The sequence below is a fragment of the Hymenobacter terricola genome (genome assembly GCF_017921975.2).
In the GTDB taxonomy this organism is placed as follows: domain Bacteria; phylum Bacteroidota; class Bacteroidia; order Cytophagales; family Hymenobacteraceae; genus Hymenobacter; species Hymenobacter terricola.
The window spans coordinates 1-391 of sequence record NZ_JAGEMO020000248.1 but is presented as its reverse complement, the minus strand read 5'-3'; the positions used below and the strand labels follow the sequence as shown (position 1 = coordinate 391).

Annotated in this window: 1 protein-coding gene; it reads left to right on the top strand. The window is 61.6% G+C overall.

All coding sequences use genetic code 11. The annotated features are described in order from the left end of the window. On the top strand, positions 1–391 hold a 391-nt coding region (locus tag J4G38_RS28435), incomplete at both ends, for a sensor histidine kinase (protein ID WP_317198243.1).

Below are 391 nucleotides of genomic sequence, written 5' to 3'. Positions count from 1 at the left end.
TGCTGCTGGGGGTGAGCTACAGCCGCTACCGGGTCAAACAGCGCAGCACGGCGTTGCTGGAAATCCAGCAGCGGGAAATCAACCAGCAGAACCAGGCGCTGGAACAAGTGCTGGGCGAAAAGGACGAGTTGCTGGGGGAAAAGGACGGGCTGTTGGAAGAAAAGGAGTGGATGCTGAAGGAGATTCACCACCGGGTGAAGAACAACCTGCAAATCATCAGCTCGCTGCTCAGCCGCCAGTCCCACTACCTGCGCGACGCCCCGGCCCTGGCCGCCATCCGCGAGAGCCAGAACCGGGTGCAGGCCATGGCCCTGATTCACCAGAAGCTCTACCAGTCCGACTCGCTGGCCCGCGTCAACATGCAGGACTACACCCGCGAAATTGTCGCCCG